We start from the raw sequence: 24504 nt of genomic DNA on the forward strand, positions 1-24504 counted from the left end.
GAGGGGCACAATTCCTCAGGTCTTGAGTATCAAGATACAGTAGCCCTATATATGTTTTTTAATTATTTAAGCAATAGTCCTGTTTCTATAAAAAGCTTGGGACTTGAAATGACAAATGATTTTTCTTTGAGTGGAGTATATGATTTCTGGAATTACTGATAAAAATACTGGTGGGTTTGAGGCCTTTTGTGAAGGCTTCAAGGAAAAAATGAATATATTTTCTTCCTACAGAACCAAAGTGGTGAAGAAATGTTAATGACAGGATTAAACAATGTTATAGTTGAAGATAAATCTGATTGGGATAGCGGGCTCATCGAATAAATTAGTAACTCAACATTCGCAGCTTGAAATTTCGAACAAACCCTTGATGTAACAGGCAATGCCTCCGCAAAATGATCGTTCTTGACAGAAAAACACCTCACTTGTTTGGTAAAATGGAAGTGACTAGCAACCATCCCAAACAAAGAAAGGTGTTGTACTTCCTATGTTACACCACAATCCGCTGTCTGAGAAGGATAAAGAACGCATTTCTGACTTATTTTCGACTTTAGGTATTGGACAGATCCTTCGTAAAGCTGGCATCAAAAAATCCTTTGGAATGTCTAGTTTAGCGGTCTTTCAACTGATCTTCTCTCTAGTTTTCCAGGGTCGAAACTGGTTTCGTCTTTTGGAAGGAGAACGAAGATCCTCCTTGCCGGGAAAAGACGTAGTCTATCGTTTTCTGAATCACTCTCGATTTGCTTGGCGGCGATTTCTGCATGCACTCAGTTTGAAGATGGTCAGCCATTTTGAATCGCTCACTTCATCCTCACGCATTAAAGCGTTTATCATCGATGATTCCGTTATTAACCGTAATCGCAGTAAGAAGGCTGAACTACTCGCCCGGGTCCATGATCATACGACCGGTCGCTTCGTTCGCGGATATACGATGTTGACGCTTGGCTGGTCGGATGGATTCAGCTTTGCGCCGATCGATTTTGTCATGCTAAGCTCCGCCAAACTGGCAAACCGCTTTTGCGAAATGAAAGATCATCTCTTTAAGCGTTCACAGGGTTACAAGCGCCGGACCGAAGCGCTGACTCGCAAACCCGATGCGGTGGTCTCTTTGTTGGACGATGCGTTAAAAGCCGGATTTTCGGCTGATTTCGTGCTGATGGATAGTTGGTTTACGCAAGTTCCGTTATTAAAAGATCTGATGACCCGGGGACTGCATGTGATTGGAATGATCAAGGACATGAAGCAGCGCTACTTCCTTGGCGACAAACGATTGTCTCTGAAGGAATTGTATGCCTCCTTACCCAAATCCAAAAAAGCAGATATCCTGGGCTCGGTATTGGTTCATACGGCTTGCGGATTGCCAATTAAGCTGGTATTCGTACAAAACCGAAACAAACGTCGGGAGTGGCTGGTTATCCTTAGCACTGATCTCGATTTAGACGATCAGGAAATCGTCCGAATTTACGGAATGCGCTGGAGCATCGAAACCTTTTTCAAATTCACCAAGTCGTTCCTAAAGCTTGGATCTGAATTTCAGGGGCGTTCCTTCGACATGCTCATAAGCCATACCACTATTGTGTTTACCCGCTATTTAGTCATGGAGTGGGAGCGTCGTCAGGAGAATGACCAGCGCTCGCTTGGCGGTTTGTTCTTCCTATTTTCGGACGAGGTCCGTGACATAGATTTGAAACTGGCCTTGCAACAACTCATTTCATTCTTTGTAGAATTAGTCGAAGCCAAAACGAAAACAGTCTACCATCTTGAGTCAAGTGCAGGAATGGATGGCTGGTTTACCTAACTACATCAAGGGTTTGTTTGGGAAACTAAGCTGCGAAAGTTGAGTTAGTAATAGCAGTTAGCAGAGTGGTTCACAATATTCTTTTCATGGTAATTACTGGTGGTTCATGACATTTTATTTTTTGTGTTTATCATGTGCCGCGGCAAACCCAATAAAATCAACAAGATTGGTTCAAGAGATCTTTTACACCTAACACCTGTTGTCCCGATGTAAAAAACTCGGAAAGTAGTAAAGAATGTTGGAAAGTAGTTAAGAAAGTCGGAAAGTGAACTTTTTTATCTACATCGAAGAGGGTAGCTGATGGAATATTCTAAGGCTACCCTCTTTAATTTTTGTAGAGAGAGCTGGTGAGATGTATGAATGAAATTGGATATAGAATAAAGTGTATCCGAAAAGAAAACAAACAGAACCAATCTCAATTCGCGAAAAGTATAGGGATTTCCCAAGGTAACCTGAGTGAAATTGAAAAAGGAAATAGTAACCCGTCTGCGGAAACACTAATTTCAATTAGAACCCAATATAATGTGAACCTAAACTGGTTGTTAACCGGAGTTGATTCGAATGATGGGGATACATATGACGACTATTATGAAGAAAAATTAATTGAGGTTTTTAGGAATCTTAATGATTATGATAAAAGGGAAATTATTGAGATTGCACTGTTGAAAGCGAGATTAAGAACTATTGACTAGGCTCAGTAGCGATGGCGAAGGAGTCCTGATAATACTGGTGTCCACTTTAGAAAATGGTGTTCCAAGAAATTAAAGTACTAAGACTGAAAAAATAAAGCGGCGCAGCTAAACCAACGCGCAGAATTTGGCATTGATGGTGTTGTATCAAACCACTGGATTAGAGTATACTATAATAGTATTATGATTGGAAAATTATTGTTTGGTATCCGAATAAATCCAAATGGACAGCCTTTATGTGTTACTATCGGAACAGTTAATTTTAAAGAAGCTCAGATCATTGATCCTGTTGGTATCTTAGCTCAATCAGGAGGGCAAACGGCTGAATCAAAGTCAGCAATGTCCGAATATATTCGTAATCGTAAAAATGGTTATAATAAATTTACCTATAATCCATAACAGCATTATCAAGGCACTCGCTTATGTGGGTGCTTCTTTATTTTTCCTGCCCCCCGCCCGTTCGTCTAAGTCATTCTAGAATATTTTCTTCATGGTGGTAAAAGAAAATAAACCATTAGACTAAAAAAAACTGATAATCTTACTTTTCCTAAATGTTCGAAGAAAATAAAGTTCTAGACTGAGAAAATAAAGTATTTTCTTAGTGCTTAGGTTAAGATGAGACCCCTGTTTAAGCAATACATGCTACTCGCGTATGTCCAATAATAGGTAATTGGAAATGGAATGTAATGAGGAGGACGTAGCCCAAGCGAAGGCGCGGGAAGCGTTCTTTTTATTAAACTAACTGGCAGAATAATGATTGTAAGGATGGAATTATTACAAATATATTGCATTTGTATGGTATAAATCTTAGGATGGTGAATACTCAGTGATGAATCAAGAGTTGATAAATGTGTTTAAAAATAAAGATATTGTGGCTGTTAAATCATTAATCTCTTCAGGGATCGATTTGAATTATTGAGCCCCAGGAACTGGAACATATTTAGATTACTGTTGGTGTGGATTTCGCGAATATGACTTTGAAATAGTAAAGTTGTTGATTAATAATGGAGCGGAACTTAATGATTCACATTGCCCCGCAATTGTTGGTGCAGCTAGAAGGGGGAATATTTAAGAAGTACAATTTGTACTAGACCGAGGAGCAAACATTAATGCAACATCTCATGTCGGAACAACAGCTTTATGGCAGGCTTCTTATCATCGCCAGTAACGCATAAAATGTTTCCGCTCCTGGTCCTCGCATATTTCAAGTACACATCTCTCTTGAGATAAGATGTACAGTACCTCGCGGAACTGTCCGGAAACATTCCCCTATCTTCAATTCGTTTTAGAAACCCCTTTTCCCCCAAGCAATAATAAGAGGCAAATCAAAGTAACGACTAAGATATTCCAGATACGACTCGGTTTCAGGCCAACCGAAGAAGACTTCATTTTCGGGGGGACCATCCACGCGAGAATGAAAAAGAGTTATTTTTTCCTTTGGTACATTATAGCCATAAAGCATATAGAGCAGCGCTGCCGTCGAGTCGTCACCCCCGGAAGCGGCATCGCAGTTACCGAATATTAGAACCCCGCGTTCCCCGCCTCAGCGGAAACTGCACCGAACGGCAGGTCAACAGGCAGCAGATCAAGATCCAGGCAGTCCACGGTTCCGAAGCGGAAGTCGGCGTCATCCGACGGCTGAATGGAACGGATAACCAAACCCGCTTTCAATATAGCTTCCGCCTTTTGCAGCCGTTTGATGTCCCCAATCACAAAAGGTCTGCACTTCTCATAAACAACCTGATCTGACAAAGCTTTTACAATCACTTCGGCCGGTCGGTGACTGCTCCAATCTGCCTATATCCCAGATAACCTTCACATTCCGACCAAGCCGCGAAAACTGCATACCGGAGTCGGAAGCCCCGGTTAAGTCATCGGCAATGATGCCTAATTCGCTCATCCGTTTCTTGGCTCCTCTATTCATTTTTTCGGAAAAACAACATGGCCTCGTTGCTTTCGAATTGCTCCGCAGAAGTTCCGAGGGGTAAAAACATCTCCGGTCCAAAAGCGGCCGGAGATGTTTTTATAGCCCTTGCCATGACCCCGGGATTTATTCTCGAACCATTTTAACCGCCAATTTCATCGCAGTGATCATAGCGCCAGGATTGGCTACTCCTTTACCGGCGATGTCAAATGCCGTTCCATGGGCAGGCGTATCCAATACAACGGGAAGTCCTCCGTTTACAGTGACACCTTTATCGAATCCTATTAACTTCATCCCCGTCTGTGCCTGATCATGGTACATGGATACTAAACAGTCAAACGGGTTTTCCTTTAAACGAAGGAAAATCGTATCTGCTGGAAATGGTCCTACTACGTTAAGTCCTTCTTGTTGAGCAGCCTCAACTGCAGGAATAATTTCCTCAATCTCTTCCATTCCAATCAAACCACTGTCTCCTGCATGTGGGTTATATGCAGATACTGCAATCCTCGGGTTCGTAAAACCAGCTTTTTTGAGAATTACATTCGCGAACCGAATTACTTCCAGTACTCTTGATTTAGTAATATGTTGCGCGACTTCCTTCATGGGGATGTGGGATGTAACTCTTGTTACCCATAAATCCTCTAGGACGTTGACTTCACCGAAACCCGATTTATAGTCAAACAGCGACGCAAGTAAGTGAATGTCGTCCTCAAATTGATACCCGCCTTTATAAAGCGCGCCTTTATTTAATGGAGCGTAAACTACACCATCCAATTTCTTGTTTTGGGCGAGTCGAGTTGCGAGTGTCAAGTTATCGCCTGTTGCTTTGCCGGACTCAGCGGAAAGTTTACCTAACGGTAACGTAAGGGGATCGGTGTTTGCCGTATCTATGAGCCAAGTCGTTTCTTCATTCGGGTCGATCTGGTCTATGCTCTCAATCTTTCTGTATTGGAGCGAACAATTAGCAATTTCCGCCCCTAATCGAAAGACCCTCTCATCTCCAATTAATACCCAAGTAACGTCTTCAAATAAGTCCTGATTTTGCAGGGCTTTTGCCACCAATTCAGATCCTATACCCGTCGCATCACCGTACAGAAGCCCCATCGTAACCTTGCGATTGCCGCTCATTTAATCTCCCCATTTCGATATAATGGATGTAATTTCTCATTCGTTTTGCCTATCTGAAATCATTATATTTTTCGAAGTTTCATAATACAACACGCTAAGAAGAGAGATGTGATGCAAAATATAGCATAGTGTACTAAAATTTTATTGAAATTAAACATTAGTGACCTCCAATGGTTATGTACAAATATAAAAGGTTGTAATATATACTTATCCAGTAAAAATGCCGGCTTTAGAAATAAACAAAGGAGATACCATATATGTTTAAGTGTTTTGTCATAGCACCGTATGAGGGCTTTAAAGAGATGATTCTTAATATAAGAGAAAACTACCCTTTTAGAATCGATGTAGAGATTGGGAATATCCGAAGGGGTGAGGAGCTTCTTAATCATGTAGAGTATCACGGGTATGATGTCGTCATTTGCCGAGGAGCAACCTTTGAGTTATTTAAGAAGCATAGTCAAATTCCAGTTATTGAGATAGAAATTACAAGCTATGACATACTCCGCACGCTTACGATACTTAAAGGATTTAAAGGTAAAATGGGGATGATCGGTTCCGCCAACGTGCTCCAAAATGTCAAACTGATAACGGAGTTATTGGAAATAGAGGTGCTGGCGCAAACAATTGAGACTTTCGAACAATTTGAGCAAGCGGTCATGGAGGCCATTAGGCAGGGGGTTGAAGTTATTATCGGAGATGCGCTTACGGCTTCTCTGGCCGAGTCCAAAGGGATCCAAACCGTCATGATCGCATCAGGCAAGGAAGCTATTGATGGTGCCTTAAAAAAAGTTACGGACCTGTATTATTTCTATAATCAGATCGAGGATGGAAATATCAGGTTCTCATCCTTGCTGGATAAGTTAAATCAAGGGATATTTATCATTGATTCCAATAACCGTATCATCCTGATTAATAATAAAACGGAGGAATTACTTAATCTACCTAAAGAATCAATCACCCAATTAACATGGAAAGAGTGGCTAGAAAAATGGCAGTTGGACGACTTAGCCGGGCTCACGAGCCGGAAGCATCGTTTAATAAATTGGAATCAAAAATGGCTTATCCTTCAAAAATGCCCATCCTCAAAGGATGAACTTATTTTTACCTTGCAAGAGACAGAGCAAATTTTAGATCTCGAGCGAATACTGAGACGAAAGCTAAACGGTGACACCTTATTGCCGGAAGGAAAAGTAACCCTTAAACAGGTCATGAAAAAGCTGAGAGTAGCCGAGGGGGATTTGAGTAACTTAGAAGCGTGGGATCGGGCTTGCAAACCCGTTCTTATTTGTGGAGAGGCAGGCACCAATAAAGGCGTACTCGCAAAGGCTTTATATCATAACTCCCAATTTAATCGAGGCCCTTTTATTGCTTTTGACGAGCATCTCGTATCGCCACCTGAAGTAGTGGTTAACCGCCTTTTCGGGACAGAGAATCAGCAAACGGAAGGGTTAATTGAAAAGGCCCGCGAAGGAATGCTTTACATTAAAGAAATAGGTAAATTACCACTCACAGCTCAGTCGAAATTAAGCGAAATATTGCTAAATCAATCGTCCCGTTTCCGATTGGTGACTTCGAGCTCCATCGATTTACTTTCGGAAGTGCACGCTAACCGATTCCATATGGAGCTTTACTACCAATTGCGGCCGCAATGTATCTCGATTCCCTCTCTGCGCGAACGGATTGAAGACCTGGATGACATCATTCGTTGGTATCTTGCAGAAGTTAGCATGACGATAAACAAGCAAGTCATAGGCTTTAAGCCGGATGTTCTTAAAAAATTAAAGTCTTATCATTGGCCCGGTAACCTGACGGAGCTAAAACACGTCCTGTGCGAATTAATTGAAAGGGCGAATTCGATGTTCGTTACAATGGAAATTGCGAAGCCCATTCTTGATAAGCAATTCTCGATAAATCCTAGAAACCAGCTTGTCCCTGATTTAACTAAAGATATGACCCTGGAGGAAATTGAAAGACACATTATTCTCATGGTACTCGAGCAAGAGGAGTACAATCAGTCCAGAACTGCAAAACGGTTAGGCATTAACCGCGCTACTCTGTACAGAAAAATAAAAGAGCATCTACAAGGACAGACATAACGGGATGTCCCAAACTCCTTCATTCGCCTGATCGTTATTAATATCAATCAGGTGTCCACATTCGCTTGCGGTAATCTCGCGGACTGGTACCCGTAGTCCTACGAAAGCATTTGCTGAAAAAAGAAAAGGTCTCAAATCCGGATTCCTCGGCAATTCGCCCGATTGGCAGATCCGTATTCATAAGCATCCGCTTCGCCTGTTCAATACGGTATCTTGTGATGTACTCCAACGGAGTACAGTCGTACACCATTTTCATGCAGCGAGTGATGTACATCGGATGAAAGCGTAGGCTCGTTCCAAGCAGTTCGTTGCGAAACGGCTCACGGTAATGCATCCGCAAGTAGGTGACGGTTTGTTCGGCAATGCGGTAAACGGAAGACGTATGGCTGTCCGACTTGTCCTGACCCAACGCCAGAAGCAGCTGCTGGAAAGCAATCTGATGCTTCCACTGCACACTGGAACGACGCACCATGCCAAGTAACGACTCCAGCTGCTGATAAACACTGCTGTCTAGTGACAGTCGGCCAAAGCGGGGGATGAATGCAACGAACTGCGATTCTTCCGGGAAGGGCTGCGGAATAGCGGCCCCCTCTGGAACCTCTGACCATTCACCCATCGGTTGAAAATGCAGCCAGTGAAAATGGGTTTCCTCCTCACAGCCTTGTGTCGCATAATGGTATCGATCCGGGCGAAGCAGCAGGAAGGTACCGGCCTCTAAACGCCACTGGCGTTCTTCTTCTCCAATATATAAGCAACCGCGAGTTACCACGAGCAAATCAAACACGCCAATGGAATGACGGCTGGGATGTCGCTGTCCCCTTTCATACACATCTTCTCCACAAATTAGAAAGTGCGGCAAAGGCGGACATACCAATTGAAATGAGTTCATGTGAGCAGGCCCCTTCTTCATCGGAACGTTAGCATTATTCTACTTCGCCCCTCATCGTAACCTTTATTATCTTGATTGTAAATCCAGCTCGTTGGTTTAAATCGGACTAAAAATAGTTGGGAATGTAGTTTTTTGACACTCCTAGCATCCACTACAATGTGGGGGGACATGATTTCAATATTCTTGGGAGGATGGGATGGCATGATGTTAAAACAACCGATTTTTACCCCTTTGCCGCTGGGGAGTATCAAACCATCTGGGTGGATTCGCAACCAATTGAACATACAGGCAGATGGACTAACTGGACATTTGGAGGAGCATTGGGAAGACGTCGGTTCAGACAATGGATGGTTGGGCGGCAAAGGAGAAAGCTGGGAGCGTGGTCCTTACTATGTAGACGGGCTTTTTCCGCTCGCCTACTTACTGGAAGATGAGACACTCATCCGCAAAGCCATGAAGTGGGTGGAATGGGCGTTATCCAGTCAAAGGGAAGACGGCATGTTTGGCCCCAATCACATCACGACCGTTAATAATGATGTGAATAAACGACATGACTGGTGGCATTTTACCATTATGCTGAAGGTACTGACCCAGCATCAAGAAGCCAGCGGTGATGAGCGGGTCATTCCATTCTTAACGCGGTTTTTCCGGTATCTTGACGGGGTGATCGAGCAGATGCCTCTAGAGGGTTGGGCACAAGCACGCGGAGCAGATTTGATGCTGTCCATACTCTGGTTGCATCAACGGACAAATGAAGAGTTCCTGCTTCAGATTGCAGATAAAATAAGAAAGCAAACGTTGGATTGGCCAGGCATCTTCAATGACTTCCCATTTTGGCGAAAATATGAAGGGAAGTTCGATCATCGCACACATGTAGTGAATGTGGCTATGGCACTGAAAACGCCGGCGTTGTTCTATCGGTTGACCGGACAGGAGGAACACCGGGAGGCTGTGTACAGAGGACTGGAAAGCCTAATGAAGTATCATGGGCAAGCCCACGGGATGTTCTCCGGCGATGAGTGGTTATCCGGTACCCATCCAAGCCAGGGGGTCGAACTATGCGCCGTGGTTGAGTACATGTTCAGCTTGGAGCATGTTGCCAGCATCCTTGGGGACGGGAGATTCGGAGACACCTTGGAGAAAGTTGCCTATAACGCTCTGCCGGCTACGATCTCGGCGGATTGGACTTCACATCAATACGATCAGCAGGTGAATCAGGTTGTGTGTAATGTGGCCAAACGTAACTGGGTGAATCGGGATGATGCCAATACGTTCGGACTAGCCCCGAATTTCGGATGCTGCACAGCAAATATGCATCAAGGCTGGCCCAAGCTTGTGTCTCATCTTTGGATGTCCACACAGGATGGCGGGATTGCTGCTGTTGCTTACGCACCGTGCTTCGTTCGTACAACGACGGGTAGCGGCAAGCAAATCACTGCTGAGGTGATCACCGATTATCCCTTTAAAGAAAGCATTCACATCCGGCTTTCGCTGCAGGGCAGCGAGACATTCCCGCTTTACCTGCGGGTTCCAGCTTGGTGCCAAGGTGCCGTCCTGAAGATCAACGGAAGCAGTCAAACGTTCACCACGAAGGATGGTTATGCACGCATCGAACGCGAATGGGGTGACGGCGACGAGATTGACTTGTCGCTTCCGATGGAAGTAAAGCAATCTCGCCGCAGCAACTTCGCGGCAAGCGTGGAAAGAGGGCCTTTGGTGTACGTGCTGCCTATTACCGAAAGCTGGACTTGCATGCGCAACCGGGAACGTTTCAGTGATTGGGAGGTATATCCAGCTTCTCCTTGGAAATACGGTCTAATTGACGGGACGGACACACGTATCACCATCAGTGAAGATGAAATACCTTATCAACCCTATCAGGCATCCAATGCCCCGGTGCGCGTAATACTAAAAGGACAACTGCTGCCCAATTGGGGCTTTGACATGCATTCCGCGGCAACGCCGCCGATGCAGCCAAAGCTGGATCCGACGCAGCCAGTCGTAGATCTGGAGTTGGTCCCTTATGGCAGTGCCCGTTTACGTATTGGTGAATTCCCGGTAGTGCAAAAGTAACGCGAACACAATAATTACTATACAAAAATCCGCAAGCTCGACCTCGGTCGATGCTTGCGGATTTTTTGAGTTATTCTCTAATTTCCGCCTTTATATCTGAATTGCTGTCTAAATTTGTGGGGGGTAATTTTTTCGGCTTTGCAAAAGCATTTCGTGAAGTAGGAGCTGCTGTGAAAGCCGACTTCCTCGGCAATGCGCCCAATCGGTAAATCGGTATTAAGCAGTAAAATTTTCGATTGGTCGAGCCGAACAATCGTTAAATATTCCACAGGTGTGCAACCGTACACTTTTTTCATACAGCGCGTGATGTAGGAGGGATGAAAGTTAAAAATTTTCCCGAGCTGTTCGTAAGTAATTTGCTCTGGGGAATTTTGCCGTAAATATCGGGCCGTATCATCGGCCAATCTACTGACGGCGGAGGATAAAGGCTCTTGTTCAATATGAAGATCAAAGAACAGCTTTTGAAAAATGGTTTGCTCTTCCCAACGGGACGAATAAGCAGGCTGGCCCTTTAATGTGAGTAGATTGCGTATTTGCTCGTAAGCATTGGTCGGATTTAGCAATTTCCAATATCGGGGTATCGAAACATTAAAAGAAAGCATGAAATGGCTTTGCACACCTAAGAAGCCGCGATTCTGCTCTTGTATTTCGATCCATTTGCCGATGCTTTGAAAATGAAGCCAATAAAAATGGGTTTCTTCATCACATGGATTCAACTGAAAATGATAACCATCGGGCCGCAAAATTAGACATTCACCCGGTCCCGTCCTCCACTGTGTATCACTTTCCATCATCAGTAGGCTTCCACGAGTGACGAAAATCATATCGAACACACCGATGTTTGAACGTTCGGCATGGCTTCTTCCAATCGCATAAGTAGCTTCCCCACAAGCGACGAAATGAGGTAACGGTGGTGATTCAAAATGGAAATAACTCAAGTCTATCACCTAAATTATATTGTGTCATATTGTGCTAAAATTGGGTCAACATTATACTGTTTCACATTCACTATTATTAATATACTTGAAATTGTTAGCATTAGTAAACTAAGGAGCAGAATCAAAGGGGGGAGTTATCGTTAGTTTTCCTCATTTTAGGAGTGTAAACGCTAACCTTGTAGTTATCGAGCTGAAAAGGGTGTGTCAGTTTTTACCGAAGATAATAAGTTGAAATTTGTAAATCGTCTTCTTATATAAAACTCGGATTATCGTATTGATGTTTTTGGAGTGCAATGGTAGTATCAGCCTATTATCAAAAACTGATACCATATCGAGTCGGAGAGTGCATCTCCGCTTCTAAATATGTACAATGTGCAAGAACTGTGGTAAAACGTCCTTTAAGATATTGCTTGATATGAGCGGTAAGAGATTCGCACACAAGAAAATACGATCTTCGATATACTTGAGAACTGCAATAAGGAGACGCTCTTAAAGTACTTATGTAAGCGGTTGCTAATCGAATCGGCAGGGATGTAATTGAAGCGGGGAGCTTTTAGATCCTTTTCAACAAGCAAATCCAAATGCCCAAAAGATATATCAATGGAGGTTTTATGTATGCAAAAAAAACTAGTGAATGCAGCACTGCTTGCCAGCTTGTTCGTACTCGCTTTGACCGGTTGCTCCGGACAACCGGCCGCAACGAATGGTGGGGCAAAGGCGAATGACGGAGCGAAAGCTGCTCCGGATTCAGGTGGAGCCAAAAAAGTCGTAACGATGTGGACTCGTGAGAATGGCGCCCGGTTATTAGAAGCAGCAGTTAAAAAATACAACGAGGAAAATAAAAGCGTAGAAATCAAAGTCACATCGATTCCTACCGAGAGCTTTAATCAGCAATTTACCGCTGCGTTATCGTCCAATTCGGTTCCGGATATCGTATCCGTGGATCTTGTTCTGGCTCCCTATTACTCATCAATTGGTGCGTTCAAAGATATCACACAGCAGTATAATGGTCTAAGCTTTAAGGACCAGCTTAGCAAGAGTATGCTGAACCAGGGACAGAAGGATGGCAAACAGTTCGCTTTACCGTTTAACGCAGACGTCTCTGCTTTTATTTACAACAAGGCACATTTCCGGGATGCAGGACTTGATCCGGAAAAACCGCCGGTTACCTGGAAGGAGCTTCAAGAGTACTCGAAAAAATTAACGAATAAAGACCGTTTTGGATACGTGTATGGCGGTGGTACTGCCGGTACACTCATGTTTACTTTCATGCCTTACGTTTGGGGCAACGGTGGGGAGTTCCTCAACAAAGATGGTACCAAGGCGATGGTGAATTCGTCTCAAGCGATCGAAGCGCTGCAATTTTTATCGGACCTTACCAATAAGGATAAAGTGGTTCCTCCTGGATCGCCGACCTATACGTCCCAACAAGCCTTTGACGCCTTCACGTCTGGCAAGGCGAGCATGATGGTCAATGGTAACTTCCGAGTGTCTGATTTGAATCTGAAGTTTTCCAATATCGAGTACGGTGTCGGAATGATCCCGAAAAATGAGGGCAAAGGCCACGCTTCCTTCGGTGGAGGAGAGCTTATCGCAATCACGTCCGGTTCAAAACAGCTGCCAGAAGCGTGGAAATTTATCGAGTTCGCGTTGTCCAAAGAAGTTCAGGTCGAGACGTTCGCGAAAAATGGATCTATTCCGGTACGCAAGGACTTCTACAACAATCCTTATTTCGATAAAGAACCGAAGTATAAGATGTTCGCACAGTCACTTGATGTGGCGGTAACGCCTTTTACCACGAAGTACAATGAACTATATGATCCGATTCTCAGTAACGTTCAATCGGCGCTTCTAGGTAAAACACCAGCTAAAGATGCGTTCACGAAAGCCGCTGCAGACATGGACGCCATCCTGCAAAAGAAATAAAACATAATGCAACGGAATGGGGAGAGACCTCCCCTTTCCTTGCAGTGGAGGACACATGACTAAAATCCGCATCAAACCAGTCCATCTGCTATTCGTACTTCCTGCTGTTTTGTTGAATCTGATCTTTTTTATTTATCCACTAATCCGTTCCCTCATCATGTCCTTTTATAACTGGCCGGTGCTGGGGGAAAAAACGTTTATTGGTTTGGATAATTACATCGATTTGTTCAAGGATAAAACTTACTGGAGTACCTTATGGTTCACCCTGAAGTATACGCTTATGGTAACTCCGCTCATCTTTATTGTTGCTTTTGGCCTAGCGCTCCTTATAAATAAACGATTGCCGGGAATTATCTTCTTTCGTTCCGTTTATTTCACACCCGTCGTGATTTCTATGGTGTCCTCCAGCTTGGTTTGGCTATGGATATACAATGACTTATATGGTCTGCTGAACTACTATTTGCTGGAGTGGGGCTTGATTCAGCAGCCTATTGTTTGGATGGGCGATGCAAGCACATCGTTGCCGGCTATCGTGCTTATGATCGCATGGAAAACCTCGGGCTTTACGATGATCATATTGCTCGCTGGACTGCAATCTATACCTCAGGACATTTATGAGGCTGCTAATGTGGACGGCGCACGCCGCTGGCAAGTGCTTCGGTATATTACCCTTCCCTTGCTGCGTCCTTCGTTCGCCTTAGCTTTGATATTATCGGTAATCGGTTCGGTGCTTGCTTTCGAGCAGTTTGTTATCATGACTCAAGGCGGGCCTTCTAACACGACGACAACCGTCGTTCACTTGATTTATAAAACGTCATTCAAATATTTCCATCTGGGATATGGCTCGGTGATGACCTTCGTTCTGCTCTTTATCCTAATTATATTAAGTTTAATTCAAATGCGTATACTGAGGAATCCGGTAAATTATTAAAGGTGGGACTTTATGGCTTTGATTCGTTTTCTCGATACATTGAAGCGGCACAAATTCAAATACTTATTCAATATCGTACTTTCTGTCTTATTTCTTCTTCCGTTCGCGTGGACGCTAAGCACATCGCTGAAGAAGTCAAAGGAAATTATTAAAACTCCTCCGGAATGGATCCCGTCCTCGATCACCTTTGAGCATTATCAGGAAATCTGGGGCATGAACAACGGCTTGTTTCAAACGTATTTGTTCAACACAATCGTACTGACAATCATTTCAGTGTTGCTCATCGTTTTGGTTGGTGGGCTCGCAGGGTATGGGTTTTCCAAGCTTGAGATCCCTTTCAGCAAAATATTTCTTTTGTTGATTCTAATAGCGCTCATGATTCCGTTTCAGACGCTGTTAATTCCGCTGTTTTCCATAATGAAGAGCCTCAATCTGCTAAATACCTATCTTGCTCTCATTATCATTTATGTCACCTTCCATCTTCCGGTGGCGGTATTTATGATGCTTAATTCGTTCGACGCTGTGCCGGACGCCATACGTGAATCCGCATTGATCGACGGGGCAGGGGAATTCCAAATCTTTTTTAAGCTGATGATTCCACTCGCTTGGCCGGGGCTTGCAACGGTAGCGATACATTCTGCCTACACAACATGGAACGATTATATTGTCGCGCTGGTATTCACGACAACGGATGATATGCGAACCCTGAACATAGGGTTGACGAATATGGCTATTGGCCAGTACGGCAACGATTGGGGACTGCTAACTTCAGGTTCCATCATCAACTTTTTGCCAATGATCATTTTGTTTGTGTTTCTCCAGCGGTTTTTCATCAGCGGCCTAACGAACGGTGCTGTCAAGTAAAAAGCTGCCATTTAATATTGAGGGGATGACAATAATTGCAATTTTTTAGTTTTGATTTCAGAGATCCGATTTACAATTTCGACGGATGGAAACTTAGTTTTCAAATTATTACACTCGAAAACACTTATGGCTTAAATCCAGAAAAAACACAGTTTACGCAAGAGGACGGCTCTTGGAAGCTGGTTTGTGAGGAGCTAAGCTTCGCCGGTCAGCAGCAGCAGAAACCAGGCCGCTTCACACTCCAAGCGGTTACTAATGATCAAGGGCAGTTGGTGTTAAAAATATCGGCAGAGGCCTCTCATAAAATCCGTTGTGTGAAGGTGCTTGTGCGTGAATTGGATGCCATAGCGGTGTACAATGCAAGCACCGAAAAAGAAGATGTCGTGGGTGCTGCTGGGGATATTTATCATTACCCGTATAATTGGATTCATCGTGAGAATAACTTGAAGATTCCTGCATTTTTTGTGCGTGAGATCGATAAGGATGGCTGCTTGGCGTTTCAATGCCAAGATCATAAAGTGAGGGACAAGCGGTTTGCGGTTTATCCAGAAAAAATGGGTGCAAACACAGGTACCTATACGGTCGAATTGATTCACGAAGAGTCCGCAAGCAAATTTGACGATAAAATCGACGTTCCAGCCTGGGTGCTTGGCCGCAATGTAGAGCCAACAGCATTCCTCAACCAATATCTTGAGTTTGCCGAGTCTCCAAACGGTATCGGCTTAATACCTTGGAAGGACAGAACCGATATGCCGTCCTGGGCGAAGCAAATCTCGCTTTGTCTCACGCTGCATGGAATGCATTGGTCCGGTTACATATTCAACACATACGATCAAATGCTGGAGATTATCCGCTATGCCGCAGAGCGTACAGATGGCAAAAATATTTTGGCCTATTTACCAGGTTGGGAAGGTCGGTATTACTGGCAATACGGGGATTATCGTCCGGATCCGCTCCTTGGTGGGGAGGAAGGATTCCAGCGTTTATGCGAGGAATCACGAAAGCTGGGGGTCCATATCATGCCGATGTTCGGGGCCAACTGCGTGAATGCTTGGTTCTCTAATTTCCCGCAGTACGGGACAGATGCCAATATGAAAACGGCTTCGCGAAACCAATATCATGGCAACGTACCGGATTGGGATTTGAGCCGATCTCACGATACCGGATGGCAGGCTTGGCTCAATCCGGGAGCTCCCTCCTGGCAAACAGAGTTGACTCGGCAGGTCACTCGTCTGATGGATCGATATGGCTTCGATTCCGTCTTCCTGGATACCGCCCATCACTGGGTGAACGATCCGGATTTCGATGTATGTCAGGGACTCAAGGGCTTGAAAAATGCAATTGTGAAGGATAGACCGGATGTCTTGGTCACCGCCGAGAATTGGTACGACGGCTTGCTTACAATATTCCCCACGTTCCAAAGTCGACCATTTCTGAAAAACCCTAGCTGGGTAGGGCGATACGCGAGAATGGTCGCCCATCTGCTCGAAGCCGAACCAAGCCGGGGCAGCACTGGGGTGCATGAACTGGGATACTGCCAGTACGAGCCGAGGCAGCTTAAGGAAGAATATATTCCGACGATTGCCTTCGTCGACGGTACGTTCGAACAAGCTAAGGCTGAATTTGATAAGGTCATAGACATGGCAAATCACTACAAAAGGATGTTCTTGTAATTTATTAAGTAACAAGGTAAGGCTACCGCTGCACAAACGAAGATATGATGATCATTGAGAGACTTCTAGCAGAAGAGGCAGCAGGTAGGATTTCTTCAATGTAAAAGGTTATAAGACGCATAAATGAAAAAATGCGTGGTATTCTATTCCATATGAGAGGGGGTTGTGGTATATTTAACTAAGAATCTTGTTTTAACCTTACGTGAAGTCAAATGCCCTAGTGGCGGAATTTATGAGAACAGGTGTAGTCTGCTTGTTTCCAAGGATTCCCTCTGCTGGGGCTTTTTTTTGCGTAGGAAATCATATGCGAGGGAGGAGATTCTATTGGATCAAAAGGGTACTCAGCGCGCAAGTAGGTAATCGAACGGTTATCTATGCTGCAGCAAATGTAATCCCATATTGAATGAACAAGGAGCGGGTCTTGATTGCCGGTTCTATTTTTTTTATGTCTAGGAGGAATGCCAGATGGCAAAACGTTTGATAAAGAATACATGCGAGAAATGCCCCCTGATGAGAAAAAAACGCGGTAGCTGCCGATTTCCTGCGGATCGAGCGAAGTCATGCCTTTGCAAGCGTCCATCAAAGCCGCGCCTGCTGCCGTTCGCTCCGTATAGGTAAAATCCTTGATAACCATTCCGGGAAACTTCGATTCCTCCGATTCCTCCTGTACATTCGCTTTGGATCGTAAAAACAAAGCGGCATCCTGCTCATAGCCGACAATCCGTTCCTCCGTGGACTTGATTTGCTGCGGCAACATTTTGAGCAGCCGATCCTCCAGCGCGTAGCGTTGGCTCAAGTGGTTCGCTTTAAGCAGCTTGAGTTTCGACACTTGAATGTCCAAGTCCATCTTCTCCTTGATGTACGGATTGCCGGTCGCCAGCGCCTTGACCTCGGCATAAGAGAGGGCCGTCTCGTCAATGTCCTCGGCGGAACGCACCGGCGACTTGCTGGTCATGATTTGCGAAATGAAGCGTTGCTTGTTCTCCAGCGTCTGATAAAGATAAGCGTCCAACGTGTTCTCGGTGACGTAGCGAAAAATGTGCACATCGCTGTTTTGATTCCCCTGCCGGATAATGCGTCCGCTGCGTTGCTCCAGGTCCCTTGGACGCCACGGGCAATCCAGATCGTGAAGTGCAATCAGCTTCGTTTGCACGTTCGTGCCCGCCCCCATCTTAAACGTCGATCCGAGCAGTATCCGAACTTGGCCGCTGCGTACTTTGGCGAACAGTTCCTTTTTCTTGACTTCGGTATTGGCGTCGTGAATGTAGGCGATTTCCTCAGCAGGAACACCTTTTTCCATTCCATCAGCTTGCGCCGCAGCTCGTCGTAGACGTTGAAGGAACCATCCTGTTTGGGGATGGATAGATCGCAGAACACCAACTGAGTCAACCGCTGCTCCTGATGTTCCGCCCAATACCGGTAAACGTTGTCCGTACAAACGCTCACTTTGCTGCCTTCGTCGTCGGGAAGCATCTGATTCGCCAGCCTTTGATCGAGCGCGAGTTTGCGTCCGTCGTTGGTGATCGTCAGCATATTGTCTTCGTGCGGCTCCACTTCCTTCGCCCGCACCCGTTCGGCGCGGCGGGCAAGATCCGCAACCATATCGCGCTGAAAGTCGCTTGGCGGCACAGCAACATTGTTGAAATGAGCTTTCGGCACGGGAAGCTGAAGCATGTCCGCCGTCTGGATGTCGGCCACTTCCTTGAACATATTCATCAGTTCCGGCAAATTGTAAAAACGGGCAAACCGGGTTTTCGCCCGATAGCCCGTTCCTTCCAGTGCAGTTTGTCAAGGAGGTTATAACTCAAATGAAACGGGCACCGGTCGCCCAATGCCCCATATAGGGGCAGTACCAGCGAAGCTGACACCACCCGCAAAGTAAATCACAACCAAATATCAAGGTGAAAGTTTATACCTGCCAGGGTATACGATTTGTACGTTAACGTTGATCGTTCGTAAGGAATCTTTGTTTAGTACAGTCCCAGATGCAATCCGTTTCCACGCATACGGATTCCTGCGAAAAAGAGATTCCCCTAGATTATAAATATCTATTCTCTTTTCAAACGCGGTTTGAAAGGTCTGCCTAATTTGATGCTCAATTTTTTTTTGAGCCAGTTGCGTGAGTTCTTGCTCCGTAACGTCTGCATGTAGCTCATTTACTCCGGCCTTCACCTTAACGGAAATATCGAAATATGCTTTGTCATATTTAACCCTTGGTTTGACGTCATATTCGGGTTTTTCTGCGACGAGAACTGCAACAAGCTTGTTATCGGAAAACAAGTCAACGGGCAGTCGGATTGTGTGTTTATTCAGCCATGGCAATCCTTTTATTTCTTCGAGGCTCATGCGTGCGTAATATTTGTCCTTATCGTATATTTGTATGCCTGAATATCTAAGCAGCTCATGCGGTTTTTGATTTTCCTTCCATTGATCCTTTCGAACAGATAATTCTGGTATGTAGCTTGTCTTCGCCTTTTCGTTTGAATCCATTACAAATTTTTGCAGGCGGATCGGAGCGAGGATAGAACGCTGCCGAAAATTCTGTTCGGGGTTATGTAGAATCGATGCTTTGGGCGATAATCTGAGAAATGGAGTCGCAATTAAGACCTCGTCAAGGGGATCGCGCGTACTGAACACCCAAGCTAAGTACCTTATCTCATGATATCGGTCGATCAGTTCCAACACTTCACCGACTTTTCGTTCCTTCAATAACCTTTCGCTAAAAAAGATTGCAGAGATTTGTCCCCAGTTTAACCTTTGTTGCGAAGTGCTGTATAAATCATTCGCTGCTTCTGTAAATGAGATACCTTTTCCTCTACCGATCCAGACCGGAGGCTGTTCCGCTTTCTGTTGTCCTTCCAGTTTTGCCACTGTCGAGAAATCGAGCAACTGCGCATAAATGATGTATTGGCTATCCGCATAATCAATTCCTACAGCAGTTACATAGTTCATGTTTTGCACTTCGTACCTGCTCCAACATCCGGTGAGAAAGAAGGGAAGCAGAAGAACTGCGGTAAATTTGTATGCGTTCATTTCTGCTTATCCCCTTGGCTTGTAGAATCTTGAGTATTTAGCATGTCTGGCCGAGTTTTCCGCCATTTCCAAGGTAATCGAAACAAGGCATTGGCGAAATCTTTATATGGAGGCGAAACCGGAGCCAGGTAAGGCAAACCGCATGAATGTAAAGAGGCTAAGTGAGTTATTACGATAAACAACGCAAGTAAGAAACCATAGATCCCCAAAATCGATGACATAGCGAACAGAAAAAAGCGCAAAATGCTTATTGTCCCAGATAGTGACAAGTTGGATACAGTTGAACCGAATATTTGCGTAATTGCTCCTATGACAACAATGCTAGGGGATAAAAATCCTGCGCGAATGGCCGCATCCCCTAAAATGAGCCCTCCTACTACCGTAACTGTAGACCCAACCGCGGAGGGCAATCGAACACCGGCTTCCCGCAATATTTCCAAAAAGATGAGCGCGAGAAACATTTCCCCTGCCACGCCAAGAGGAATGCCTAATCGGTTGATGCCAATTGTTGCAAGAAGGTAATAGGGCAACTGATCCTGATGAAACGAAAGAATGGCAACCCAAAAACCGGGCAGCATGAGTGATACGGACAATCCGAGCAAACGAAGCGATTGTCCAAACGTAGCCGATAAAGCAGTAAAGTGGATGTCTTCCGGCGTTTTCAGGAGCAGGTACAAATTTGCCGGGGCGATCAATGCAGCCGGTGTACCATCCACAATCAGCGCTACACGTCCATTCATCATGCAGTTAACGGTAAAGTCTGGTCTTCCCGTATAGCCCATCAAAGGAAACAAAGCTTTGGCCGGTTCCATTAACTCTTCCAGTTGAGTGGCGCTGAATGCTCCGTCAATTTGAAGGCGATCCAATTTAGTCTTGATATCTTGGACGATTTTCGGATCAACAATGTCTTGCATATACAGAATTGCAATAGTTGTTTTTGTCCGGACACCTACTGTTTTCGTTTCGTATACCATGCTTGTTGACTTGATTCGTTTCCGAATTAACGCAACATTGACACCGAGCTCCTCCACAAAACAGTCTTTCGGCCCTCGAATGGAAACCTCAATATTGGATTCTTCAGGCTGGCGTGCCGGTTTTTTCGATATATCGAAGGAGAACAAAGAGGTTAGTGCCGGAATAAATATAAGCAGCTTTCCCTCAAAAATATCCGTTTCGGATTTCTGCTCCCACTCCTCGGGGGAAATGATCTCAAGATGTAATTGACACGACTCAAGCACTTCCTGATTCTTTTGAAAGCTATAATTTTCGTAAAACCGAGTCAAGCGAGGAAGTACTACATCGTGAATGAGTTGTTGGCTGTCACATAACCCATCGCAATACAGTAAGACGATCCTTGATTGATCTTCGCCAGTTTTTAATTTGTAAACATGATGCTTTACATCACAACACATCTGGAAATGTTGAAGAAGGGTTTGTTCATTAAGCGGTTGTGTATCAGCCGGCCTTTGTTGTGTCGACGATTTTATGTCCTTTGCCCATTTATTTCTGAAAAGCTTTATCATCTTCAATTGCTCCTTTTACTCCGTGTTGAGATTAAAATTCGCACGAAATATACGAACATGACCCCAATGGTAAAGACACAAAACGAAGGAAAGTAATATCGGCTGAGCAGTTCTTGAAAAATTATATCGCTGATTGGCAACAACGCAGCAACCAGCATGAATAAAGCGCCCAGAAACATAGGCAACCACTTATACTTTTGCAATTCCCACAATTCGCTTAAGAGTAACAGGGAAAGGGAAACTCGAATGTACATACCGGATAACCACTGGTAAATCGAGAAAAAATCAATATGCTCCACATACTCGCCCAGTCGAACCATTCTCCATTGTTCGAAAGCGGGGTATCGTTGGTGTGCCGCTTCATCAGGGCCGTACATGGTAATCGAGCCCATCAAAGGGCCGATCGTTAGCCCGGATAATATGATGCAAATAAGCATTAAACTTTTGAAACCTGGTTTGTTCGTTAACTTGTGCTGAAACAAAATCAGCAACGACAATTCCAACAATCCCCCAGCTACGTAGGGAATGCCTTTCCAAAGCGGAGATAACCCATTTTCGAGTAGAGGAAATAGCATGGTGTAGTCTTTAAACTGAAAGTTTGCAGTCATGACAAGGTCACCCAGAATAACAACAAAAGGCAACAATATCCCGCTTAAAATTGCAATGGTGCGAAGCCCTTGAAATGCCGCGAAGAAGCATCCGAAAAGCGTTGTTCCTGCGAGAACAAGCATTGGAGATTGAGGCATATAAGTTGCAATTGTCCATGTTATAGTGTCCTTAAAGGAAATGAGTCCCATAAGCCATACAAGTACACTGTATAGGACAATCAAGGTTGCCGAGAGAACCATTCCGAATTGTTGCTTTAACCAATCCCTAACATGCATTCCGTTCATGTTTTTTAGGATATAGCTCAGAATGCCAATCCAAATTGGCGAAGCGATTAATACAAGAAGTACTACAAGCCAGGCATCTCGCCCTGATGCACCGAGCAGTAACGGTATGATGATGACGTGGTTCAGCAAACCGACAGAAAGCATTATGATCATGTATGACTGTAAAACTGAAATTTTCGGCATCAACTCACCTTACCCTGTGAAATACTAAATGGAAGCAGTACCATTACTTTCCCCATCTTCTTCATTTTCATCCCAAATTACTCATTTCAGAAATTCCTTTCGATAAAGATCCAGCTTTGATTCGGGAATTAGAACTTCGCAGCATTTATTCCCATATTGTCTCATTAAGTAGGGCTTGCTGAATAATCAAAAATTCCCTGTTCTGCAAGGGTTTTAAGGCACTTTTGTCGAATTTATCTGCAAGGAAAACACGGAAAAACGGTAAAAAACCTTGCAGATGGAGTGAGCTAAAGTGTTCGTGCTGAATCGAGATATGGCGGATCTGTTAGAAAATTTCTATTTACCCTTTGGCGGAAGATTAAATCCTGCTAATCGGTGGGTGCAGCTTGCAGCACTCATCCCTTGGGGCATAGTAGAAGAGAAATATGTGAGATCGTTCCAGTCACCAGCTATCGGCCAAAAGGCTTACTCGGCACGCATCGCTCTCGGCTCGCTCATCATCAAGGAGCGTCTTGGTTTAAGTGACCGCGAGACGACCCTGCAAATCCAAGAGAATCCATATTTGCAATTCTTCTTGGGCTACACCGAGTATGTAGACGAAGAGCCGTTTCATCACTCTCTGTTAACGCATTTTCGGGAACGGCTCGGCTTGGAAATCTTGGCTGAAATCAACGATTGGATTGCCCAAGCCGCGCTGCAAGCCGAGCGAGAGGTAGCGATGAAACAGAAATCGTCCAAGCGAGATCGCGATGATGACGATAACGATGCGGGCGGCTCGCAGATTACCATGGAGGTCGGGGAAGCGTTCTCAATACCTGAGGAGGCCCCCGCCCCCGATGTGACGAAGAAAACCCGTAACATGGCGAGAAAGCCACACGTCCTGCCATCCACAGCTGCGCCGACAGCGAATGTCACGAACAGGGGCACCCTCATGCTGGATGCGACATGTGCGCCTGCGGACATCAAGTATCCGACGGACTTGGGGCTTTTGAATCATGCCCGTGAAATCCTCGAAGACATCATTGACGTGCTGCACCGTCCCCATATCGGAGCGATGGAGAAGCCGCGCACGTACCGTGAGAAAGCCAGAAAATCGTACCTGGGCATATCCAAACAACGCAAGGCATCGGGCAAGGTGATCCGTAAAGCGATCAAAAAGCAACTTGGCTACGTGGGACGGGATCTGCGGATCATTGAAGCACTTGTGACGCATACGCCTTTCACGGAGCTGAGCAAAAGACACTATCGCCAGTTGCTGATCATCTCGGAGCTTTACCGCCAACAACGCCAAATGATGGAGAAGAAGACGCATGTCATCTCCGACCGCATCGTGAGTATCGAACAGCCGCATGTACGTCCGATGGTTCGAGGCAAAGCTGGGGCGAACGTAGAGTTCGGCGCCAAAATCGCTGCCAGTATGGTGGACGGTTATGCCTGGATCGAAACGGCGCAATGGGACAGCTTCAACGAGGCAACAACGCTGCAAGCATCGGTGGAAACATACAAGCAGCGATTTGGGCATTACCCTGCCGTCATTCTGGCCGACAAAATCTACCGCAATCGAGACAACTTGAACTATTGCAAGGAGCTTAGGATTCGACTCAGCGGCCCCAAGCTCGGCAGACCATCAAAACAGCAAAGCGATGGCGATTGTAGGCAAGAGCGGCAGGATGCCGCACAGCGTAATGCGATCGAAGGAAAGTTTGGAGAAGGAAAACGCAAATTGGGACTCGGTCGCATTCGCGCACGCGGCGCCGAAACCAGTTTAACCGTCATCGCCCTTCAGTTTCTGGTCATGAATCTGGAGCGGCGGCTGCGGGCTCTCTTATTGTTTTTTTTCAGACTGTTTGGGTTCAGTGTCTTACGTTGGGCGTAGACTGGAACGAATCTTGTTCAGCAAACCCTAAGTATGCTTTGGTATACCGATTTTGACCATTTTAGGTAAC

The 24504-nt window shown here is 45.0% G+C and carries 16 protein-coding genes and 1 pseudogene; 9 read left to right on the forward strand and 8 right to left on the reverse strand.

Annotated features, from left to right (window positions below; all coding sequences use genetic code 11):
- Positions 1-484 precede the first annotated feature (484 nt).
- Both PVA01S_RS11590 and PVA01S_RS11595 read left to right on the forward strand, forming a co-directional pair.
- Positions 485-1838: pseudogene (locus PVA01S_RS11590) on the forward strand (IS4 family transposase).
- A gap of 313 nt (positions 1839-2151) precedes the next feature.
- Positions 2152-2487: a helix-turn-helix domain-containing protein gene (locus PVA01S_RS11595; protein ID WP_127607686.1), complete on the forward strand. Its 336-nt coding sequence runs from the start codon at positions 2152-2154 to the stop codon at positions 2485-2487.
- A 1518-nt stretch (positions 2488-4005) separates the two neighbouring features.
- On the opposite strand, the gene PVA01S_RS11605 is transcribed toward PVA01S_RS11595, so the two are convergent.
- Entirely contained in the window at positions 4006-4197 is a 192-nt protein-coding gene (locus PVA01S_RS11605) for a hypothetical protein (protein WP_127607690.1), read from the reverse strand.
- Positions 4198-4534: 337 nt separating this feature from the next.
- Positions 4535-5536 (reverse strand): 4-hydroxythreonine-4-phosphate dehydrogenase PdxA, encoded by a 1002-nt coding sequence (locus PVA01S_RS11610; protein ID WP_127607692.1) that lies wholly within the window; start codon positions 5534-5536, stop codon positions 4535-4537.
- 257 nt (positions 5537-5793) lie between these two features.
- On the opposite strand from PVA01S_RS11610, the gene PVA01S_RS11615 reads away from it, so the two are divergent.
- The gene (locus tag PVA01S_RS11615) at positions 5794-7632 is read left to right on the forward strand and encodes a sigma-54-dependent Fis family transcriptional regulator (protein ID WP_127607694.1); all 1839 of its coding nucleotides are present in this window, start codon (positions 5794-5796) and stop codon (positions 7630-7632) included.
- A gap of 43 nt (positions 7633-7675) precedes the next feature.
- On the opposite strand, the gene PVA01S_RS11620 is transcribed toward PVA01S_RS11615, so the two are convergent.
- A complete protein-coding gene (locus tag PVA01S_RS11620; RefSeq protein WP_164751806.1) occupies positions 7676-8521 on the reverse strand; it encodes an AraC family transcriptional regulator in 846 nt (281 codons plus the stop codon).
- 201 nt (positions 8522-8722) lie between these two features.
- Between PVA01S_RS11620 and PVA01S_RS11625 the strand changes: the two genes are divergently transcribed.
- Entirely contained in the window at positions 8723-10594 is a 1872-nt protein-coding gene (locus PVA01S_RS11625; RefSeq protein ID WP_244932939.1) for a beta-L-arabinofuranosidase domain-containing protein, read from the forward strand.
- 77 nt (positions 10595-10671) lie between these two features.
- Here PVA01S_RS11625 and PVA01S_RS11630 read toward each other — a convergent pair whose 3' ends face one another.
- A complete protein-coding gene (locus PVA01S_RS11630; RefSeq protein WP_127607698.1) occupies positions 10672-11532 on the reverse strand; it encodes a helix-turn-helix transcriptional regulator in 861 nt (286 codons plus the stop codon).
- A gap of 615 nt (positions 11533-12147) precedes the next feature.
- Between PVA01S_RS11630 and PVA01S_RS11635 the strand changes: the two genes are divergently transcribed.
- From PVA01S_RS11635 to PVA01S_RS11650, 4 genes are all read left to right on the forward strand, one after another.
- Positions 12148-13458 (forward strand): ABC transporter substrate-binding protein, encoded by a 1311-nt coding sequence (locus tag PVA01S_RS11635; RefSeq protein WP_164751807.1) that lies wholly within the window; start codon positions 12148-12150, stop codon positions 13456-13458.
- A gap of 55 nt (positions 13459-13513) precedes the next feature.
- Positions 13514-14389 (forward strand): carbohydrate ABC transporter permease, encoded by an 876-nt coding sequence (locus PVA01S_RS11640; protein ID WP_127607701.1) that lies wholly within the window; start codon positions 13514-13516, stop codon positions 14387-14389.
- A gap of 213 nt (positions 14390-14602) precedes the next feature.
- Positions 14603-15253 (forward strand): carbohydrate ABC transporter permease, encoded by a 651-nt coding sequence (locus PVA01S_RS11645; RefSeq protein ID WP_236595706.1) that lies wholly within the window; start codon positions 14603-14605, stop codon positions 15251-15253.
- Positions 15254-15288: 35 nt separating this feature from the next.
- Entirely contained in the window at positions 15289-16926 is a 1638-nt protein-coding gene (locus tag PVA01S_RS11650; protein WP_127607705.1) for an alpha-amylase family protein, read from the forward strand.
- A gap of 217 nt (positions 16927-17143) precedes the next feature.
- On the opposite strand, the gene PVA01S_RS11655 is transcribed toward PVA01S_RS11650, so the two are convergent.
- The 4 genes from PVA01S_RS11655 to PVA01S_RS11670 all read right to left on the reverse strand — a co-directional run bounded on the left by PVA01S_RS11655 (position 17144) and on the right by PVA01S_RS11670 (position 22558).
- Positions 17144-18226: a helicase-related protein gene (locus PVA01S_RS11655; RefSeq protein WP_459558708.1), complete on the reverse strand. Its 1083-nt coding sequence runs from the start codon at positions 18224-18226 to the stop codon at positions 17144-17146.
- A gap of 596 nt (positions 18227-18822) precedes the next feature.
- Complete coding sequence (locus PVA01S_RS11660) at positions 18823-19959, reverse strand: Ger(x)C family spore germination protein (RefSeq protein ID WP_127607707.1); 1137 nt, start codon at positions 19957-19959, stop codon at positions 18823-18825.
- Positions 19956-21482, reverse strand: a complete 1527-nt coding sequence (locus PVA01S_RS11665) for a spore germination protein (RefSeq protein WP_127607709.1) — start codon at positions 21480-21482, stop codon at positions 19956-19958. Before PVA01S_RS11665 ends, PVA01S_RS11660 begins: the two co-directional genes overlap by 4 nt.
- A gap of 2 nt (positions 21483-21484) precedes the next feature.
- Positions 21485-22558 carry an endospore germination permease gene (locus PVA01S_RS11670; RefSeq protein WP_127607711.1) on the reverse strand — a complete coding sequence of 358 codons (1074 nt, stop codon included), beginning with the start codon at positions 22556-22558 and terminating at the stop codon, positions 21485-21487.
- Between the two features lie 292 nt (positions 22559-22850).
- Here PVA01S_RS11670 and PVA01S_RS11675 point away from each other — a divergent pair, with 292 nt between their 5' ends.
- Complete coding sequence (locus tag PVA01S_RS11675) at positions 22851-24434, forward strand: IS5 family transposase (RefSeq protein WP_412760906.1); 1584 nt, start codon at positions 22851-22853, stop codon at positions 24432-24434.
- Positions 24435-24504: the final 70 nt, after the last annotated feature.

The sequence above is a fragment of the Paenibacillus validus NBRC 15382 genome (assembly GCF_004000985.1).
In the GTDB taxonomy this organism is placed as follows: domain Bacteria; phylum Bacillota; class Bacilli; order Paenibacillales; family NBRC-103111; genus Paenibacillus_G; species Paenibacillus_G validus.

Bases quoted from the DNA above. Each gene is read 5' to 3' on its own strand.
- PVA01S_RS11595 (WP_127607686.1), top strand. From the start codon at position 2,152: ATGAATGAAATTGGATATAGAATAAAGTGTATCCGAAAAGAAAACAAA.
- PVA01S_RS11660 (WP_127607707.1), bottom strand. From the start codon at position 19,959: ATGAACGCATACAAATTTACCGCAGTTCTTCTGCTTCCCTTCTTTCTC.
- PVA01S_RS11655 (WP_459558708.1), bottom strand. From the start codon at position 18,226: ATGGAAAAAGGTGTTCCTGCTGAGGAAATCGCCTACATTCACGACGCC.
- PVA01S_RS11665 (WP_127607709.1), bottom strand. From the start codon at position 21,482: ATGATAAAGCTTTTCAGAAATAAATGGGCAAAGGACATAAAATCGTCG.
- PVA01S_RS11620 (WP_164751806.1), bottom strand. From the start codon at position 8,521: ATGAACTCATTTCAATTGGTATGTCCGCCTTTGCCGCACTTTCTAATT.
- PVA01S_RS11615 (WP_127607694.1), top strand. From the start codon at position 5,794: ATGTTTAAGTGTTTTGTCATAGCACCGTATGAGGGCTTTAAAGAGATG.
- PVA01S_RS11640 (WP_127607701.1), top strand. From the start codon at position 13,514: ATGACTAAAATCCGCATCAAACCAGTCCATCTGCTATTCGTACTTCCT.
- PVA01S_RS11625 (WP_244932939.1), top strand. From the start codon at position 8,723: ATGATGTTAAAACAACCGATTTTTACCCCTTTGCCGCTGGGGAGTATC.
- PVA01S_RS11670 (WP_127607711.1), bottom strand. From the start codon at position 22,558: ATGCCGAAAATTTCAGTTTTACAGTCATACATGATCATAATGCTTTCT.
- PVA01S_RS11635 (WP_164751807.1), top strand. From the start codon at position 12,148: ATGCAAAAAAAACTAGTGAATGCAGCACTGCTTGCCAGCTTGTTCGTA.
- PVA01S_RS11610 (WP_127607692.1), bottom strand. From the start codon at position 5,536: ATGAGCGGCAATCGCAAGGTTACGATGGGGCTTCTGTACGGTGATGCG.
- PVA01S_RS11645 (WP_236595706.1), top strand. From the start codon at position 14,603: ATGAACAACGGCTTGTTTCAAACGTATTTGTTCAACACAATCGTACTG.